The organism is Mesorhizobium sp. M1E.F.Ca.ET.063.01.1.1 (assembly GCF_003998155.1).
Classification (GTDB): Bacteria; Pseudomonadota; Alphaproteobacteria; order Rhizobiales; family Rhizobiaceae; genus Mesorhizobium.
This window is the reverse complement of sequence record NZ_RZSC01001387.1, coordinates 1-732: the sequence shown is the minus strand read 5'-3', so window position 1 is coordinate 732 and position 732 is coordinate 1. Positions and strand designations below refer to the sequence as shown.

The 732-nt window shown below is 66.0% G+C and carries 1 protein-coding gene; it reads left to right on the top strand.

All coding sequences use genetic code 11. The features are described 5' to 3' along the window. Positions 1-552 (top strand): Flp pilus assembly protein CpaB (cpaB, locus tag EOA29_RS38765; RefSeq protein ID WP_127222538.1); only part of this gene is annotated, 552 nt, incomplete at its 5' end. Positions 553-732 lie beyond the last annotated feature (180 nt).

Here is a 732-nt window from a genome sequence, read left to right as displayed (position 1 = left end):
GTGACCATCCGCACCGACGAGATCGCCGGCGTCGGCGGCTTCATCACGCCGGGCGACCGGGTCGACGTCGTGCTGACGCGCGATGCCGGCGAAATCCAGGAAGTGGCCAAGAATGCTCAAGGGGCATCCGGCTCGACGGTCACATCCGAAATCGTCGTCTCGGACGCCAAGGTGCTGTCCGTCGGGCAGGGCGCGGACGAGCGCAAGACCGAGCCGCAGGTCGCCAATTCCGTGACCCTCGAGGTGACGAACGAAGGGGCGCAGAAAGTCGCGCTCGCCCGCACCGTCGGCACCTTGTCGCTGTCTTTGCGGTCCGCCGCCGACGCCAGCGCCGGCAACAATGGGCTCACCACCATCTCCTCCTTCGGCGGCTCGGTTGCCGCGAGCGCAGAGGCAAGCGCCGCCTCGCTGGCCAATGCGGTGGCGAAGGAGCCGGAGGAGCCAAAGTTCAAGACGGTGATCGTGTCGCGCGGCACGCAGGTCGAGGAATACAAGGTTCCTACCAAGCAAGCCGAGGGAGACGTCGTTCCTTCCAAGGAACAAGAACAATAGCCGGTGGGGACCGGTCGGGGACGGGACAATGCCTGTGTTGAACAAAGAACGGACGACGAGAGGGCTGCGCCTTCTGCGTGCAATGGCGGCGGGCGCCTTCCTGGCAGCCGCCGGAATGCTTGCCTTCGGGGCGCCGGCCCAGGCGAACAATGACGTCGTCTACGTGTCGGCGACCAAGAA